The following is a 16,084-nucleotide window of genomic DNA, read 5'->3' on the forward strand; positions in this document are numbered from 1 at the left end:
CAATGTCCTCTATGTGGAACCACCGTCCGTCATCGGCATGGAGATGTCAACCGAGCCCGGCGGTCAGCTCCGCGGCCAGCTCGGCTGCCGCCGCCACCACGCGCGGCCCCGTGGACTCCTCCAGGGGGCCGAACGTCACCACGCCCACCGACGCCTCCAGCCACGGCAGGCCGGTGACGGGCGCGGCGACGCCGCGAGCCCCCTCCTGCAACTGCCCCTCCGTGACGAAGTAATCGCGGTGGTCGTGCCCACCGTCGCGCAGCGCCAGGATCGCCCGCCCCGCCGCGCCCTTGGTGAGCGGATGGCGCGAGCCCTCGCGGTAGGCCACGTGCATGTCGGTCCACGACGGCTCGACCACCGCCACGGCCAGCCCCTCGTCGCCCTCGGCCACCGTCAGATGCGCGGTCGCGCCCACGTCCTCGGCCAGCCGCCGCAGCGTCGGCGTGGCCGCCGCGCGCAGCAGCGGCTGCACGGCCTGGGCCAGCGCGAGCACCCCGAACCCGAGGTGCACCCGGCCCTCGGCGTCCCTGCGGACGAAGCCCTCGGCCAGCAGCGTCGTCAGCAGCCGGTAGACCACGGGCCTGCTCAGCGACAGCTCGCCGCTCAGCTCGGTCGGCGTGCGCCCGCCCTTGCCGTCGGCGAGCAGGCGCAGCAGGCGGAGCCCGCGTTCGAGGGTCTGAGCGGATTCTGCGGCCATGCGACCGATTATCCAGCCGGCCGCAGGTCGTGGTGACGCTGCGCTGCTGAAGGGGTACGTAAGGGCAGGGGACGGAGCCGGGGGGTTGAAAAATGCGCATGTGGTGGGTTCTGCTGCTCGCCGGGCTGGCGGTGTGCGCGCTGTCGCCTGCCGTGCCGCCGCTCACCGCGAACCTCGTCCACTGGGCCTCGCTCACCACTCCGCGAAGCGGCGCCCTGGTCGAGGACACCTTCTACCTCACCCAGGGCATCGAGGTCAGCCAGCGGCTGCTGCCCAGGGCCAAGGGCGTCACGTTCACGCCCGCCGACCTCGCCTCCGGGCTGCGCGTCGACGCAGGGGGCCGCCTCTACGGCAGGCCCGAGCGGCCCGGCACGTACGTCGCTCCCGTGCGCATCTGCTCGGAGGGCTCCTGCGAGGAGCAGGAGCTGACGCTGGTGGTGCTGGCGTACGAGCCGTGGGAGCCGCGCGAGCTGACCTTCCCGGGGCGGGTCGGCATGCCGCTCGACGGCGAGATCGGCATCAACGGCGGCCCGAGCGGCGTGATCCCCACCTTCACCGTCACCGACCACGACAAGGTGCCCGCGGGGGTCAGCATCGGCCCCGACGGCCACGTGAGCGGCGTGCCGGTCAAGCCCGGCATCTCCGAGGTGCCGGTGCGCATCTGCGTGGCCGGCAACTGCGCGGGCGTCGTCGTCCGCCTGATCGTCGTGTGATCGCTCTTGCGGCGGCCCGGTTTTGTGGTCACCGTGGAGGCATGAAATCGGTCATTGTGGTCGGAGCGGGTATTTGGGGGACGTCTCTGGCGTTGCGGCTCGCCGAAACCGGCTGGCAGGTGACGCTGGTCGAGCAGCACAAACCGGGCCACGTACGGCAGTCCAGCGCCGGCGAGACCCGGCTGCTGCGCTGCTCGCACGGAGCCGACGACTGGTACGCCCGCCTCGCCTGGCAGGCCAGGGAGGGCTGGCTGCGGCTGGGCGAGCGCGCGGGCGAGGAGCTGTACATCGAGGCGGGCATGGTGTGGTTCGCCAGGACGCCCGACGGGTGGGAGCACGCCAGCGCCCAGGTCCTGAAGAATTTGGACATCGGGTGTGAGGTGCTGGACCCCGGCGACGGCGGCCGCTTCTTCCCCGAGTTCCGCGGCGACGACCTCAGCTTCCTGCTCTGGGAGCCCAACGCGGGTGTGCTGCGGGCCAGGCGCGCCACCCAGGTCACCGCCGCCCTCGCCAGGGACGCGGGGGTGCGGCTGGTCAGGGGCAGGGCGACGCCGGTCCCCGGCGACGGGACGCCGTACCGGAGCGCCGTCGAGATCGAGGGCGAGACGCACCGGGCCGACAGGGTGGTCTGGGCGTGCGGCGCGTGGCTGCCGCAGCTCTTCGACGGCCTGCCGATCACCGTGACCAAGCAGGACACCTTGCACTTCGCGGTCCCGTCCGCGTGGTCGCTGCCCGAGACGCCGGCCTGGGTGGACTACGGCGCCTCCGCCTACGGCCACGGCGACGTGGACGGGACCGGCATGAAGGCCACCTCCGACGCCGAGGGCCCGCCGTACGAGCCCGAGCACGGCTCGCGCGCCGTGGACCCCGAGAGCATCGAGCAGGCGCGCGCCTACCTGCGCCGCCGCTTCCCCGGCCTCGCCGGCGCGCCGGTGCTGTTCAGCCAGGTCTGCCAGTACGCGCTGACACCCGACGCCGAGTGGCTGCTGACCGAGGTCTCGCCCGGCGTGTGGGTGCTGGGCGGCGACTCGGGGCACGGCTTCAAGCACGGCCCCGCCTGGGCCGGCTACGTGGCGGGCGTGCTCGACGGCGCGTACGAGCCGGAGCCGCGCTTCGGCGACCACCCGCGCACCCCCAGCCGGGGGCTGCGCACCAGCGGTCAGACCTGGTAGCTCACAGCGGGCTCGCGTCGGGCTGCCCGGCGGCGCTCGCCTCCGGCCGGGGCGCGCGCAGATTGCGCACCCCGGGGGAGAGCAGCGCCGCCAGCGTGGAGATCACGATCATGGCCGCGCAGCCGAGCAACGACTCCCGGGTGCCGATGAACGTCGCCGCCGGCCCGGCGAGCAGCAGCCCGGCGGGGCCGAACATCAGCGAGCCGAGCACGTCGTACGAGCTGACCCGCGACAGCGACTCCGGCGGCACCTCGCGCTGCATCGTGGTCTGCCACAGCACGCCGAAGACGTCGAAGCAGACGCCGAGCACGAACGCCGAGCCCACGATCGCCCAGAGCGGCGCGCCCACCCCGAGCACCACGTACGGCAGGGCGGGCGGCAGGCACAGCAGCACCGCGACCAGGATGGGTCTGCGCGGGCGCAGCCGCAGTGACACCAGCACCCCGGCGATCGTCCCCACGGCCTCGCCGGTGAGGAACGCCGACCAGGCGGCGGGCCCGCCGAGCGACTCCTTGGCCATCAGCGGCCCGAGCACGCCGTGCCCGGCCTGCGCCGCCATGACCAGCACCGAGAACTGCGCGACCACCACCCAGATCCACTGGCGGGAGCGGAACTCGCGCCAGCCCTCGCGCAGGTCGGCGATGACCGAGTGGGACTCCTGGGGAGCGCGCTCGCCGGGCTTGAGCCGCAGGTCGGCGATCAGCGCGGCGGCCACGGCGAACATCGCGCCGCTGACCGCGAGCGCCCAGCCGCCGCCGAACAGCACGACCGTGGCGCCGCCGAGCACCGCGCCGGCCACCCGGGAGGAGTTGGCGCCCAGGCCGAGCAGCGCGTTGCCGGTCTGCAGCCGGTCGGCGGGCACGACCTCGGGGATGATCCCGGTCAGCGCGGGATAGGTGACCGCGCCGGCCACCCCGGTCAGCGCCGCCGCCGCGGCCAGTGCGGGCAGCGGGGTCCAGCCGGTCAGCAGCATGACCGCCAGCGCCGCGTAACCGGTGGCCATCACCAGCTCCCCGGCCATCATCACCCGCTGGCGCGGCATGCGGTCCGCGATCACGCCGCCGAGCAGCATGAACGCGATCAGGGGCAGCGACTGGGCGGCGAGCACCACCGACAGGGTCGAGGCGGTGGCGCCGGGCAGGTTGAGCACGCCGAACGCCAGCGCCACGGGGGCGAACGCGCTGCCCAGCATGGAGATGGTCCGCGCGGACAGCAGCAGGGCGAAACGGCGGTCCCGAACCAGCCCCAGATCGCCGAGTTGGGAACGCACGTGCCTGACCCCCTGATACATGCCAAACTCCGTCATTGTGTCTCAGCGGGCGGCCGTTGTCTCCGACATTTTCCCGGGGTCGCCCAAGCGGGGAACGCGCAGGTGAAGCCGATGACGGCGGGCGAATGAACGGCCGGTGCACGGCGTCCACAGCGACGGCTACAGGCCGTGGAGAAACGGGTGAAAAACGTTACTGATCTCGTTGAATGATGATGATCGTCCGGATAGTGTGCGATATGCCAACGATCACCCCCTGGAAGTAAAGGTGCCATGAGACGGCGGCTACGGCAGGTCATCATCATCGGGCTCACCCTCTCCCTGCTCGGCATCGGCGTTCCCGCGTGGTCGGAGGACGACGACCGCAACTGCAACGACCTGATGGCCGCCGACACGCCGGCGTTCGTCGTCTGCACCTGGCTCGCCAAGCCCGACGAGGCCGCCGACATCGCCAGGTTCTGGCTCGACGACGACGGCCAGAACATGATCGACTCCGGCCCGCTCGACCGGATCTCCCTCGACTGCCAGGAGCCGGGCACCGAGTGCCCGACCGGCGGTGAGGGCGACGGCGAGATGCACGACGTCGGCGCCCCCGACGTGCCGGGCGCCGAGGACGGCGGCACCCCCGAGTGCCGGAACGGCGAGGAGTGCTACGTCGACCCGACGGGCGTCACCGTCGCCGAGAAGAGCGCCGCCAAGGCCACCCCGGCCGGCCAGGCCGCGCAGGCCGCCGCCCAGACCCCGATGCGCGTCTGGATCGACACCGAGCTCGCCGACGACTACAAGGCGGGCAGGCTCGACGAGGGCGTCAAGAAGATCGCCGCGCTGGTCGCCGCGCAGCCCGGCGTCGTGGGCGTCAGGTTCACCTCGCAGCTCGGCTACAACCAGACCTTCGGCACCGCCGAGGAGCTGGACGCGTTCGTCAGCCAGGCCTCGGCCGCGCTGCGCAAGGTGCTGCCGGGCAAGAAGCTGTCGGCGCACACCGTGGTGCCGCTGTTCGGCTGCGGCGCCAACGAGGACTGCAAGACCGCGATGACCGAGAAGTATCCGCTGCTCGACCCCGAGCGCATCGGTGCCTGGCTGAGCAAGGGCTACATCGACCAGCTCGCGCTGGACGACGGCCACCTCGCCACCCTGTACGCCACCTGGCAGATCGACGCCAAGGAGGCCCAGCGCAACCAGTGGATCCAGGTCCGCGCCCGCGCCTGGGACGCCTACGCTCAGATCGCCGCCGAGGACGCCACGTTCGCCGGCGCCCAGCTCACCGGCGAGCAGCTCACCCAGGCCATCTCCGAGCGTGTCGCCGCCCCGCTGCAGGACGCCGCCGCCCAGACCGTCACCCTGTGGACCCGCTGGCAGGACGCGAGCGGCGAGGTCCACCGGGTCTACGGCGAGAAGTGGCAGGCCGGCGACACCTGGGAGCAGCTCAAGAAGCTCGGCTCCATCCGGCCCCGCCTGGCCACCCTCTACGACCCGGCCCACCCCGAGGTGGACCCGGCCACCGACCTGAAGCACCTCTCCGAGGTGTTCGGCCAGGTGTACCTGCACGCCGCCTGACGCATCCCGCCGCCGGCTTCACGAAGGCCGGGCGCCCCTCCGCCGGGGGCGCCCGGCCTTCGGCTTTCCCGGTCGTTTCCCGGCCGGGGGCGGCCGGGCCCTCGGTACGTTGTCGGCCGTCCGATAAGTCGGTAAAGCGGTGGTTCGGTATCTTGCGTACCTGCGTAGGACCCCCGACAACCTGCGAAAGAAGGGAACGGCACGTGCCCGACGACCCCGGCCTCCAGGCGCTCCGCGAGGCGGCCCGCCTGTCCCCGGACAACCTGCCACTTCGCCGGCACCTCGCCGGGCAGCTCCTGGCCAAGGGCTATCTCGCCGACGCCGAGGCCGAGTTCAGGGCGGCGCTCAAGCTCTCGCCCGGCGACCCGGAGATCATCGCCGGGCTGGCGGAGGCGTTCATCAGGCAGAGCTCGTACGGCGCCGCGCTGGCCGCGCTCGAACCGCTGCTCGCCGAGCCCGGCTACCCGCCCGCGATCGGTGTCCTGGCGGCACGGGCGCTGGCGGGCGAGGGCGACCTGGCGCGGGCCGCGTACCGGTACTTCGAGGCGATCTCCAGGGATCCTTCGCTCGCCGATCCCGAGTTCGCCGCCCGGCTGAACCCGCCGGCCCCTCCGCAGCCCCAGCCTTCCGCCCAGCCGCGGACACCGCCCGGCGCCGCCGCGCAACCCGTCGCCCAGACGCCGGACGGCTCCGCCACGGCGTTCACCACCACCCCCGCGGTCCCGCACGGGCAGCCGATGGTCAACCCGCGGCCGGGCTCGCCGCCCGAGCCCGACAGCACCGCCGAGGTGGAGCAGACCGGGCTGACGTTCGCCGACGTGGCGGGCATGGAGCAGGTCAAGGAGGCGCTGCGGATCAAGCTGCTGCTGCCGATCCAGCAGCCGGAGCTGTTCGCCGCGTTCGGCAAGCGCGCGGGCGGCGGCGTCCTGCTGTACGGCCCGCCCGGCGCCGGCAAGACCCACCTCGCCAGGGCGGCGGCGGGCGAGCTCGGCGTGTCCTTCATCAGCGTCGGCCTCGCCGACATCCTCGACATGTACATCGGGTCGAGCGAGCGCAACCTGCACGCCACGTTCGACATGGCCCGCCGCAACCGGCCCTGCGTGCTCTTCTTCGACGAGGTGGACGCGCTCGCCGCCCGCCGCTCCGACATGCGCCAGGCGCACACCAGGCAGCTCGTCAACCAGTTCCTCGCCGAGCTGGACGGCGTGGACGCCAACGCCAACGAGGGCGTTCTGGTGCTGGCCGCCACCAACGCCCCCTGGTACGTGGACGCCGCATTCCGCCGCCCCGGACGGCTCGACCAGCCGGTGTTCGTGCCGCCGCCCGACGCCGCCGCGCGCGCCGCCATCCTGCGCATCCTGTGCCGGGACAAGCCGCTCGCCGAGATGGACTTCGACGCCGTGGCCAAGGTGACCGAGCACTTCGTCGGCGCCGACCTCAAGGGCCTGGTGGACCGCGCGGTCGAGGCCAAGCTGCAGCAGTCGATCAGCGCCGGCCGCCCGATCCCGCTGACCACCGCCGACCTGCTCGCGGCGGCCAAGACCGTGCGGCCGACGGCCGTACGCGAATGGATGGCCACCGCGCGCAACTACGTGATGCACGCCAACGACTCGGGCGCCTGGGACGAGCTGATGCCCTGGGTCAAGGGCAAGTGGTGAAGGTCGGCGACCCGGTCGAGCGGGCGCGCACGCTCCTGCAGATGCGCCGCCCGGCCGACGCCGAGCGGGAGCTGCGCGGCCTGCTCGCCCAGGAGCCGCAGCACATCTCCGGCCACGCCCTGCTCGGGCTCGCCCTCATCGAGCAGCGCAAGGTCCCCGAGGCGGTGTCGGAGGCGGAGGAGGCCGTACGCCTCGCGCCCGACGAGTGGTTCACCCACTACGCCGCCGCCCAGGTGTTCCTCCGCGCCCGCGACCTCGACAGGGCCATGGCGGCCGTGCGCGCGGCCCTGGACATCGAGCCGCAGTACGCGCCCGCCTGGGAGGTGCTGTCGCGCGTCCACATGCACAAGGGCGAGTGGCCGCTCATGGCGGGCGCGGCCCGGCAGGGCCTGTCCATCGACCCCGAGGACGCCGACCTGGTGAGCCTGCTCGCGCTGGCCCACGCCAACGCGGGCGAATCCGAGCCGGCGCGGGCCGCCGCCGCGCACGCCCTACGGCTCGACCCGGAGAGCCCCGCCGCGCACTTCGTCCACGGGCGGGTGGCGCTGCGCCTCGGCGACGCGCGGCAGGCCGCCGGCGCCTTCCGCGAGGTGCTGCGCCTCGACCCCGGCTACGGCGCGGCGGGCGACCTGCTGGTGCTCGCGCTCAAGCAGCGCAACCCGCTCTACCGGTGGCTGTCGCGGCTGCGCGGCAGGTTCCCCGGTGGCTGGCGGCTGATCTTCCTGCTGCCCGTGGCGCCGCCGCTCATCGCGGTCTTCGTCGTGCTCGCGCTGCTGCACTGGGTGGCGTGGGTGGCCGAGGCGTGGACCACGCTGCGGCTGGCCGTCGGCAGGTCCACCCGCCTGCTGTTCGAAGGCGCGCCCGCCCGGGTCGCGGCGGCCTGCCTGCTGCTCGTCGTGGCGGGCGCGGCCCTGCTCGGCACCGGCATCGCGGTCGGCCACGACGCGCTGAGCACCGCAGGCGTGGCCGTCATGGCGCTCGTCACCCCCGCGCAGGAGGCCGCGCACACCGGCGCGCCCCGCCGCAGAGCCGTCCTGTACGGCTGGACCGGGCTGCTCGCCCTGGCCGCGGCCGCGGGGGTGGTCTTCGGGTGGCCCGCCGTGGCGCTGCTCGCCGCGTACGCCGCGCTCGCCTCGGTCTGGCTCGCCACCGCCGTCAGAGGCCGCCTGGTCACCGACGGCCTCTGACCCTTCGCCGTGCGTCTCTCTGGACCGCCTGGCGATGGCCTTCGAGCCCCCGCTTTCCGAAGACCTTCACCGGCCGTCCGACGAGGTCACAGGAGGGTGCCGCCGCTCACCTCGAAGCGGGACAGCGCCTCGTCGATCCTGGCCAGCGTGTCCGGGTGCAGGGTGATGTCGGCGGCGGCCAGGTTCTCCTCGATGTGAGCCGGCGTGCGGCTGCCCGGGATCGGCACCACGTGCTCGTCCTGGTGCAGCAGCCAGGCCAGGGCGAGCTGGGCCGGGGTGATGCCGAGCAGCGCGGCGAGGTCCTTGACGGGCGCGTAGCGGTCGTTGTTGCGCGTCAGGTTCTCGGCCGAGAAGCGGGGCGCGTTGTGGCGGAAGTCGTCCTCGCCCAGTTCGGTGACCGTGCCGGTGAGGAAGCCGTTGCCGAGGGGGCTCCAGGCGACGATGCCGACGCCCAGCTCGCGGGCCGCGGCGAGCAGCTCGGCGTCGATCGGCCGCCACATCGACCACTCGTACTGCACCGCCGTCACCGGATGCACCGCGTGCGCGGCCCTGACCTGGCCCGCCGTCACGTTGGACAGGCCGATGTGCCTGACCAGCCCGTCGCGCACCAGCTCGGCCATCGCTCCCACCGTGTCCTCGATGGGCACGCCGGGGTCGGGATAGTGGAGGTAGTACAGGTCGATGGCGTCGATGCCCAGGTTGCGCAGGCTGCGCTCGGCGTAGCGGCGCACCAGGCGGGGCTCGGCGTTCACGTGCAGCTCGCCGAAGGCGTAGCCGACAGGGTGGGCGCGGCTCGGCTCGCCCTCCGGGACCGCCAGCCCGAACTTGGTCGCGACCACCACCTCGTCCCTGCGCCCCTTGACCGCCCGGCCCACCAGGCGCTCGTTGTGGCCGTCAGGCCCGTAGGCGTCGCTGGTGTCCACGTGCGTGGCGCCGGCGTCGAGCGCCGCCTGGATCGCGGCCTCGCCGCGGGCGTCGTCCACCTCGCCGTAGATGCCCGGCGACAGCACCATCGCGCCGTAACCGATCGCCGGAACCTCCAGCTCGCCGAGAGTTCGTGTCTTCATGCCGTCGATCGTGCGGCCGTGGCCGCTGGCGCGTCCAAGACCCTTTGCGATAACCATCGGTTATGGACGTTCACCTGCGCGAGCTGCGGTACTTCGTGGCCGTGGCCGACGAGCTGAACGTCACCCGCGCGGCCGAACGGCTCTATGTCTCCCAGCCCGCGCTGTCCAAGCAGCTCAGGGCGCTGGAAGGGCGGCTCGGCTTCCGGCTGTTCGATCGGGTGCCGGGCGGCGTGACGCTCACCCGGCAGGGCGCCGAGCTGCTGCCGGTCGCCCGTGACGTGCTCGAACGCTGGGAGGCCGGGGTCGAGCAGGCACGCGCGGCGGCGCCCGCGGGCACCCTCGTCATCGGGCTGCAGACCGCCGTGGGCCGGGGGCTGCAGCAGGAGGCGCTGCGCCGGTTCCGCGCCAACATGCCGGGGTGGGAGGTGTCGCTGCGGCTCGTCGGCTGGGACGACCCCAGCGGCGGGCTGGCCGACGGGTCGTCCGACGTGGCGTTCCTGTGGCTGCCGCTGCCGCCGGGCGTGCGGGCGTACGTGCTGGCCACCGAGCGGCGCGGCGTCGCCATGCCCGCCGATCACCCGCTGGCCGAGCTGGCGGAGGTGCCGTTCGAGGCGCTGGCCGACGAGCCGTTCATCGCGCTGCCGCCCGAGGCGGGGCCGCTGCGCGACTTCTGGCTCGCGGCCGGGCAGCGCACCCGCCCGCCGGTGATCGGCGTCACCGCGAGCACCGCCGAGGAGGTGTTCGAGGCGGTGTCGAGCGGGCTCGGCGTCGTACTGGTGGCCGAGGGCAACGCCGAGCTGTACCGCCGGCCGGGGGTGACGTACCGGCCCGTGAGCGGGCTGCCTCCCGGCGAGCTCGCCATCGCGTGGCGCGAAAGGGATAGCAGGCCACAAGTGCTGGCATTTGTCGACGAGTTGCGACATGTCACCACTAAGGTCTGACCCGACGAACGGATCAACCGGAGAAGGGCGAGCCCCATGAGCGACTACGCGACGACGTTCAACCTCATCGACGCCGACAAGGACGGCCGCATCTCGGCCGAGGAGCTGGTCCGGCTGATGGACGTGCTCGGCCAGCCGGTCACGCTCGAGGCCGCCCAGGAAGGCGTGCGGAAGCTGGACAAGGACGGCGACGGACTGATCGACGTGGAGGAGTTCGGCGCTTTTCTCCAGAAGTGATGACGCTCTCCAGTCGCCTGCGTCACCACGGCGGCAGGAGAGAACGGAGGCCGACCGTGGCCGCATCGCCCTGACCCGCCCCTGCGACCACCCCGTGCCCGCCCGGTTGCTTCAGACGGTGCCGCCGCCACCGGCCACCCCGCCACCTGGGGGCGGCGCACGCCCGGCCGCGTCGGGCGGGGGCGCTGCGGGGTGCTGCTCGGCCGGGTGCCGGGGGCGATGGCAGCGCCGCTTCGGCCCCCGGCCGTCCGGGTGTTCCGGGTACGGTGCGCCCGGGCGTTGCGGTGTGCGTCGTGTGCGGTGACGCATCGGCGGCTTCGGTTGCCGCTCACGGCGGTGTCTCGGGCGGGGCTCAGCCGGGGGACGGCGGCGCTCGCCGTCCGCTGACCCCGTGCCCCCCTGGGCGGGCGGGGGCTGGACGCCTAGCATGGGGCGATGCCGACACCGGTGATCCTCGACTGTGACCCCGGGCACGACGACGTCTTCGCGATCTGGCTGGCGGCCGGCGACCCCGAGATCGACCTGCGGGCCGTCACCACGGTCGGCGGCAACGGCCGCCTCTATCAGACCACCTACAACGCGAGGGTGGTGATCAGCCTGGCGGGCATCGAGGGCGTGCCGATCGCGCCGGGCGCGGACAGCCCCATGGTGCGGCTGCTGAAGCCGGCCGAGTGGATCCACGGCGACAACGCGCTGGGCGGCCCCGAGCTGCCGAAGCCCACCGTGGACGCCGACCCGCGCACCGCCATCGAGCTGATCAGGGACACTCTCGACGCCTCAGGCGAGCCGGTGACGATCGTCGCGACCGGGCCGCTGACGAACGTGGCGATGTTCGCCCGCACCTGCCCCGACCGCCTCTCGATGATCAAGGAGGTGGTCTGGATGGGCGGCTCGACGGGGAGGGGCAACGTCACCCCGTACGCGGAGTTCAACGCCTGGACCGACCCCGAGGCGGTGGCGATCGTGCTGGGCACGGGGGTGCCGTTCACGATGGTCGGGCTGAACGTCACCCACCAGGTCCTGGCCACGCGCGAGGTGATCGCCAGGATCGGGGCGGTGGGCAACAGGACGGCGGCGTTCGGGGTGGAGCTGCTGAACTTCTTCAACTCCACGTACGAGACCGATCAGGGCATGCCGGACGCCCCTCTGCACGACCCGGTCGCGGTGGCGCTGGTGGCCAGGCCGGGCCTGGTGACGACGGTGCGCACCCGCGTGGACGTCGAGCTGCACGGCACGGAGACGGCGGGCGCGACCTGCGTGGACCTGCTGGGCAAGCTGAACCGCCCGCCGAACGCGAACGTGGCGACCGGCGTGGACGTGCCGGCGTTCTGGCGGCTCGTGGAGGACGCCATCAGGGCGCTCGACTGAGCCGGGGATGCGGGGGCGGAGCTGGGTAGCGGAAGCGGATGCGACTGACCCGCACCAGCGACGTGTGGTGGAGGAACGCCGTCGTCTCTTGCCTGGACGCCGAGACGGGCGGCGCAGGAGTGGGACGGCGGCCCGTCACCGCGCGTCCCGGAGCCGGAGGCCGCGCCCGAGAACGCCTCGGTCGAGTGGCGCTGACGCCTTCATCGCGGGGCCGGGCGGCCGTCGGAGCCGCGGGCCGGGCGGCCGCCGGGATCAGGTGCGGTCTCCGCCGCGGGCCAGGCGGCCATGGCGCGCTCGGCGACGGCGAGCAGCTCATCCCGGGTGGCGCCGTCGCGGGCCTGGGTGGACATGCCCTGGATGATCGCGGCGTAGAAGGTGGCGAGCCCGCCGGTGTCGGTGCCGGCCGGCAGGCGGCCCGCGCTGACGTCGCCGTCGATGCGCTGCTTGATCGCCGCCTTCGTCGCCTCCCTGAACCCGCGCAGCAGCTCGATCACCTCGGCCGACTCGCAGTTGACGGCGGCGCTGATGATCATGCAGCCGTGCGGGTGGTCAGGGCGGGAGTACTCGTCGGCGGCCTCGCGCAGCACCCGCTCGACGGCCGCGCGGCCGGTGGGCTCCTCGGCCAGGGCGCGGGCGGCGAAGGCGCCGTAGGTCCGCTGGTAGCGCTGGACGGCCTCCTCGAACAGGCCGCGCTTGTCGCCGAACGCGGCGTACAGGCTGGGCGGGTTGATGCCCATCGCGGCCGTCAGCGTGGCGACCGAGGTGGCCTCGTAGCCGTGCTGCCAGAACTCCCGCAATGCGCTCTCCAGCGCCTCGTCCCTGTCGAACCCCCGCCGTCTGGCCATGCGGCCATTCTATAGCGATCGCTATGTTATGTTCTGTAGCGATCGCTAAAGATGGGAGTGTTCGAGATGCCACAGATCGCTCACGAGACCGGAGACGTCCACTACCGCAAGGAGGGCGACGGCCCCGGCCTGGTGCTGGTGCACGGCGCGGGTGGCGACGTGGAGACCAACTGGGCCCACCTCATGCCCGGCTTCGCCGACATCCGCACGGTCATCGCCCCCGACTACGCGGGCAGCGGCCGGACCGGGGACCCGGGCGGCGACCTCACCCTCGACCTGCTCGCCGACCAGGTCGCCGCCACCTTCGACGGGCCGTCCGATCTGGTCGGGTTCTCCCTGGGCTCGGCGGTCGCGGTCACCATCGCGGCGCGCCGCCCCGAGCTGGTCAGGCGGCTGGTGCTGATCGCGGGCTGGACCCACCTCGCCGACTCCCGGCTTGAGCTGGGCCTGCGTACGTGGCAGCGGCTGGCGGACACCGACCCCGAGAGCTTCGCCGCGTACGGGCCGCTGATGGCCTTCAGCCCCGGGTTCGTCGCCGCGGCCGGCGCCAAGACGCTGATGGCGGGGGAGGCGCCGCCCGGCATCGTGCGCCAGATAGGCCTGACCCTGCGCGTGGACGTCAGGGAGCTGCTGCCGAAGATCGCCGTGCCGACCCTGGTCATCGGCGCGACGAAGGACTACCTGATCCCGGTCGAGCACCACCGCGCGCTGCACGCGGTCATCCCCGGCAGCGCGTACGCCGAGATCGACAGCGGCCACATGGTGCTGCACGAGCACCCGGACGAGGTCACCCGGCTGATCAGGAATTTCGTCGCTGATGAGACCAACGGGTGATTCATCCCGGTTACCCTCGCCAACCATGCAGACCACAAGACTCGCCATCGCCGGGACCGCCGCGCTCAGCGCGCTGGTCCTGGCGGCACCTCCCGCGCAGGCCGCCAAACCGGCCAAGACGGTCACGGTCACGGTCATGGGCACGTCCGACATCCACAGCAACGGGCTCAACTGGGACTACTACAAGGACGCCGCCTACGCCGACGACCAGGGCAACTCCGTCGGCCTGGCGAAGGTGTCCTCGCTCGTCAACAAGATCAGGGCCGAGCGGGGAGCGGATCACACGCTGCTGTTCGACTCCGGTGACACCATCCAGGGCACGCCGCTGGCGTACTACTACGCCAAGATCGAGCCGATCACCGCGACCGGCCCGATCCACCCGATGGCCAAGGCCATGAACGCCATCGGCTACGACGCCGTGACCCTGGGCAACCACGAGTTCAACTACGGTCTGCCGCTGCTCGCCACCTGGATCGAGCAGATGAAGGCGCCCGTTCTCGGCGCGAACGCGGTGCACGCCGAGACCGGGCAGCCGGCGTACAAGCCGTTCGTCATCAAGACCATGAAGGTCAAGGGCGAGAAGCCGATCAGGGTCGGCGTGCTCGGGCTCACCAACCCCGGCGTGGCCATCTGGGACAAGGCGAACGTCGAGGGCAGGCTCCGCTTCACCGACCTCGTCGAGTCGGCGAAGAAGTGGGTGCCGGTCATCCGCGGCCAGGGCGCGGACGTCGTCGTGGTGACCGCGCACGCGGGCGACGACGGCATGTCCTCCTACGGCGACGAGCTGCCGGTCGAGAACGCCTCCGCGATGGTGGCCGAGCAGGTGCCGGGCATCGACGCGGTGCTGTTCGGGCACGCGCACAACGAGGTGCCTGAGAGGTTCGTGACCAACAAGGTCACCGGGCAGCAGGTGCTGCTGAGCGAGCCGAGCAAGTGGGGCCAGCGCCTGTCGGTGCTGGACTTCCAGCTCACCAAGGAGCGCGGCAAGTGGGTGGTCACCGGCAAGGCGGCCACCACGCTCAACACCAACACCGTCCCCGAGGACCCGAAGATCGTCGAGCTGCTGAAGCCGCAGCACGAGGCCACGATCGGCTACGTCAACAAGGTCGTCGCCAAGTCGGCGCAGGAGCTGTCGGCGGCCGAGTCACCGTACAAGGACACGCCGATCCTCGACTACATCCAGCACGTGCAGGTCGAGACCGTCAAGCAGGCGCTGCCCGACAACACGCTGCCGGTGCTGTCGATCGCCGCGCCGTTCAGCCGCAGCGCCGTCTTCCCGGCGGGCGACATCCGCGTCAGGGACGTGGCCGGCCTGTACGTCTACGACAACACGCTGATGGCCGTGAAGCTCACCGGCGCGCAGATCAAGGAGTACCTGGAGTACTCGGCCAAGTACTTCAACCAGCTCGCGCCCGGCGAGCCGGTGGACGTCTCCAAGCTCACCAACGCGGGCGGCACCCCCGACTACAACTACGACCAGCTCTCCGGCGTCTCGTACGACATCGACGTCGCCAAGCCGGTCGGCCGGCGCATCGCGAACCTGACCTACGAGGGTGAGCCGGTCGCCGACGACCAGGAGTTCGTGGTCGCGATCAACAACTACCGCCAGTCGGGCGGCGGCGGCTTCCCGCACGTCACCGGGGCCGAGGTGGTCTACAACGCGCAGGTCGAGATCCGGCAGGCGCTCATCGAGTACGCCACCGAGCAGGGCACCATCGACCCGGCCGACTTCGCCGTCACCAACTGGAAGCTCACCAGGGACGGCGAGCCGCTGTTCTAGTCACAGGTAGGAGGGCCCGCTGACCCGGTGCCGGAACGTCCACCACACCCACGCCTGCGCCGCCACCAGGAACGGCAGCAGGGCGAGGACGACCGGCACCAGCAGCGGCCCCGACGTGCCGGGCTCCAGCGGCAGCCGGAGCCCGGCCAGCACCCCCACGACCAGCAGCGCCACCGAGGTCAGCGCGTACGTGCGCCACTCGCCGGCACCGCCCGACGACGGCCCCGACGGCAGGGCCGCCCGCGCCCGCAGCGCGCCTTGCAGCCGCAGCGCCGCGAACGCCAGGCCGTGGACGGCGAAGAGCGCGGCCAGCACCAGCGCGCCGAGCAGCGCCACCGGCCCCCCGACGCCGAGCAGCACCCCGGCCAGGATCATGCCCAGGCTCAGCGCGAGCCCCCAGCTCCCGGCCACGATCGCGCCGTCCCAGAACGCCTGCCAGCGCGCCCCCGGCAGCCGCCCGCGCAGCCACAGCCCCGCATCGCGCACCACCCACGCGAGCAGCAGCGCGACCACCATCGTGAAGTTGCCGTGCAGCAGCTCGCTCTCCAGCCGGGGGAACAGCCCGGCCAGCACCCCTGCCGTGGCCACCAGCCACACCTCGTTGCCGAGGAAGAACGGCGCGATCGCGGCGATCACCTCGCGCCGCTCGCCCGGCGTCCTGCCGAGGTACGGCAGCGCCATCCCCACCCCGATGTCGGCTCCGGCCAGCACGAGGTAGCCGAGCGCGAAGAAGGCCAGTACGAAGATCTCCATCTGCGGGC

The 16,084-nt window shown here is 72.6% G+C and carries 15 protein-coding genes; 10 read left to right on the top strand and 5 right to left on the bottom strand.

The genetic code is table 11. From position 1 onward, the window contains the following. Positions 1 to 46: 46 nt before the first annotated feature. The gene (locus tag ACGFIM_RS37445; protein ID WP_393210985.1) at positions 47 to 697 is read right to left on the bottom strand and encodes an IclR family transcriptional regulator; all 651 of its coding nucleotides are present in this window, start codon (positions 695 to 697) and stop codon (positions 47 to 49) included. Positions 698 to 795: 98 nt separating this feature from the next. Here ACGFIM_RS37445 and ACGFIM_RS37450 point away from each other — a divergent pair, with 98 nt between their 5' ends. Together ACGFIM_RS37450 and ACGFIM_RS37455 are read left to right on the top strand one after the other, a co-directional pair. Further along, positions 796 to 1,410 (top strand): hypothetical protein, encoded by a 615-nt coding sequence (locus ACGFIM_RS37450; protein WP_393210988.1) that lies wholly within the window; start codon positions 796 to 798, stop codon positions 1,408 to 1,410. 41 nt (positions 1,411 to 1,451) lie between these two features. After that, positions 1,452 to 2,582 carry an NAD(P)/FAD-dependent oxidoreductase gene (locus tag ACGFIM_RS37455; protein WP_393210991.1) on the top strand — a complete coding sequence of 377 codons (1,131 nt, stop codon included), beginning with the start codon at positions 1,452 to 1,454 and terminating at the stop codon, positions 2,580 to 2,582. A 1-nt stretch (position 2,583) separates the two neighbouring features. On the opposite strand, the gene ACGFIM_RS37460 is transcribed toward ACGFIM_RS37455, so the two are convergent. Continuing rightward, positions 2,584 to 3,852 carry an MFS transporter gene (locus ACGFIM_RS37460; RefSeq protein WP_393210994.1) on the bottom strand — a complete coding sequence of 423 codons (1,269 nt, stop codon included), beginning with the start codon at positions 3,850 to 3,852 and terminating at the stop codon, positions 2,584 to 2,586. Between the two features lie 270 nt (positions 3,853 to 4,122). On the opposite strand from ACGFIM_RS37460, the gene ACGFIM_RS37465 reads away from it, so the two are divergent. The 3 genes from ACGFIM_RS37465 to ACGFIM_RS37475 all read left to right on the top strand — a co-directional run bounded on the left by ACGFIM_RS37465 (position 4,123) and on the right by ACGFIM_RS37475 (position 8,251). After that, positions 4,123 to 5,406, top strand: coding sequence for a hypothetical protein (locus ACGFIM_RS37465; RefSeq protein ID WP_393210997.1), 1,284 nt, complete (start codon positions 4,123 to 4,125; stop codon positions 5,404 to 5,406). Positions 5,407 to 5,609: 203 nt separating this feature from the next. Further along, on the top strand, positions 5,610 to 7,064 hold the full coding sequence (locus ACGFIM_RS37470; RefSeq protein WP_393211000.1) for an AAA family ATPase: 1,455 nt from the start codon (positions 5,610 to 5,612) through the stop codon (positions 7,062 to 7,064). Then, a complete protein-coding gene (locus ACGFIM_RS37475) occupies positions 7,061 to 8,251 on the top strand; it encodes a tetratricopeptide repeat protein (RefSeq protein WP_393211003.1) in 1,191 nt (396 codons plus the stop codon). The genes ACGFIM_RS37470 and ACGFIM_RS37475 overlap by 4 nt, the downstream gene beginning before the upstream one ends. An 86-nt stretch (positions 8,252 to 8,337) precedes the next feature. On the opposite strand, the gene ACGFIM_RS37480 is transcribed toward ACGFIM_RS37475, so the two are convergent. Further along, the gene (locus ACGFIM_RS37480) at positions 8,338 to 9,318 is read right to left on the bottom strand and encodes an aldo/keto reductase (protein ID WP_393211006.1); all 981 of its coding nucleotides are present in this window, start codon (positions 9,316 to 9,318) and stop codon (positions 8,338 to 8,340) included. A 62-nt stretch (positions 9,319 to 9,380) separates the two neighbouring features. On the opposite strand from ACGFIM_RS37480, the gene ACGFIM_RS37485 reads away from it, so the two are divergent. The 3 genes from ACGFIM_RS37485 to ACGFIM_RS37495 all read left to right on the top strand — a co-directional run bounded on the left by ACGFIM_RS37485 (position 9,381) and on the right by ACGFIM_RS37495 (position 11,864). Then, entirely contained in the window at positions 9,381 to 10,259 is an 879-nt protein-coding gene (locus ACGFIM_RS37485) for a LysR family transcriptional regulator (protein WP_393211009.1), read from the top strand. Between the two features lie 36 nt (positions 10,260 to 10,295). Then, positions 10,296 to 10,496, top strand: a complete 201-nt coding sequence (locus ACGFIM_RS37490; protein WP_393211012.1) for an EF-hand domain-containing protein — start codon at positions 10,296 to 10,298, stop codon at positions 10,494 to 10,496. A gap of 435 nt (positions 10,497 to 10,931) precedes the next feature. Then, complete coding sequence (locus ACGFIM_RS37495) at positions 10,932 to 11,864, top strand: nucleoside hydrolase (protein ID WP_393211015.1); 933 nt, start codon at positions 10,932 to 10,934, stop codon at positions 11,862 to 11,864. A 200-nt stretch (positions 11,865 to 12,064) separates the two neighbouring features. Here the strand turns inward: ACGFIM_RS37495 and ACGFIM_RS37500 are convergent, their stop codons facing one another. Continuing rightward, positions 12,065 to 12,709: a TetR/AcrR family transcriptional regulator gene (locus ACGFIM_RS37500; protein WP_393211018.1), complete on the bottom strand. Its 645-nt coding sequence runs from the start codon at positions 12,707 to 12,709 to the stop codon at positions 12,065 to 12,067. Positions 12,710 to 12,775: 66 nt separating this feature from the next. Here ACGFIM_RS37500 and ACGFIM_RS37505 point away from each other — a divergent pair, with 66 nt between their 5' ends. Further along, the gene (locus ACGFIM_RS37505) at positions 12,776 to 13,543 is read left to right on the top strand and encodes an alpha/beta fold hydrolase (protein WP_393211021.1); all 768 of its coding nucleotides are present in this window, start codon (positions 12,776 to 12,778) and stop codon (positions 13,541 to 13,543) included. 25 nt (positions 13,544 to 13,568) lie between these two features. Next, on the top strand, positions 13,569 to 15,323 hold the full coding sequence (locus ACGFIM_RS37510) for a bifunctional metallophosphatase/5'-nucleotidase (protein WP_393211023.1): 1,755 nt from the start codon (positions 13,569 to 13,571) through the stop codon (positions 15,321 to 15,323). Here the strand turns inward: ACGFIM_RS37510 and ACGFIM_RS37515 are convergent, their stop codons facing one another. Beyond that, entirely contained in the window at positions 15,324 to 16,076 is a 753-nt protein-coding gene (locus ACGFIM_RS37515; RefSeq protein WP_393211025.1) for a cytochrome d ubiquinol oxidase subunit II, read from the bottom strand. Positions 16,077 to 16,084 lie beyond the last annotated feature (8 nt).

This window comes from Nonomuraea sp. NPDC049309 (assembly GCF_043196965.1).
In the GTDB taxonomy this organism is placed as follows: Bacteria; Actinomycetota; Actinomycetes; order Streptosporangiales; family Streptosporangiaceae; genus Nonomuraea; species Nonomuraea fastidiosa.